We start from the raw sequence: 846 nt of genomic DNA on the forward strand, positions 1-846 counted from the left end.
GTTTTTAAGAGGTTATGGCTATATGTCGATTTCTAATAAAGTCAGAAAGAAGCTTTGGGCTAAATCTGGTAATAGATGTGCTATATGTAAAACTGAGCTATTTTCGAAGGAGGATGCGAAGGAAAGTTTAAATATTGGTGAAGAGTGTCACATTATTAGTAGTGCAGAAAAAGGGCCAAGACATAAAAGTGGAATACATAATTACGATACGTATGAAAATTTAGTTTTACTGTGTAGAAATCACCATATAGAAGTTGATACATTAACTGATACATATCCTGAAGAATTACTGATGTATATGAAAGTTAACCATGAGAACTGGGTAACAAACTCACTAGAAGAATCCATAAGCAAGGAGAGTATGCCTCAACCTAAATTACTCACAAGAATAACATCAGGTAAAGAGGTTTTAAATATTATCGCGGGTATAGATGGTTTTGGCTTCGATTATGATGAGGGTAGTGAAGAGGATAATGAATTTATTGGCAGTATTTTACAAACATTAACAGATTATGCTGAAATTATAGGCATGGATGTTGGGCCTTTTGAAAGAACAAAAATAGCTACTCACATTGGTTCTCTTTTAAAAGAATTAGAGTTTAAAGGATATTTTTTATTTGCTGAAAGGTGTATAGAACGTCTTAAATGTAGTGATAATATTACCAATGAAAATTGGATAACAGCAAAACTATACATTAAAAAAAATGATAGCCCGGACGTAACTCTATTTTAAGTTCTTTGTATATTATAGACAAAACATAACAATCGCATCAACACGATTTGCTACATTCGGCATTCTAGGTTTCTTTGAATTTACCGTGTTAAGTGGTAAATTTAGACTTAATC

1 protein-coding gene is annotated in these 846 nt (G+C 32.0%); it reads left to right on the forward strand.

Annotated elements, in window-relative coordinates; translation table 11 throughout:
- On the forward strand, positions 1–733 hold a 733-nt coding region (locus PVK62_RS17345), incomplete at its 5' end, for an HNH endonuclease (RefSeq protein ID WP_274445627.1).
- Positions 734–846 lie beyond the last annotated feature (113 nt).

It is taken from the genome of Aliivibrio sp. S3MY1 (genome assembly GCF_028765575.1).
GTDB lineage: Bacteria > Pseudomonadota > Gammaproteobacteria > Enterobacterales > Vibrionaceae > Aliivibrio.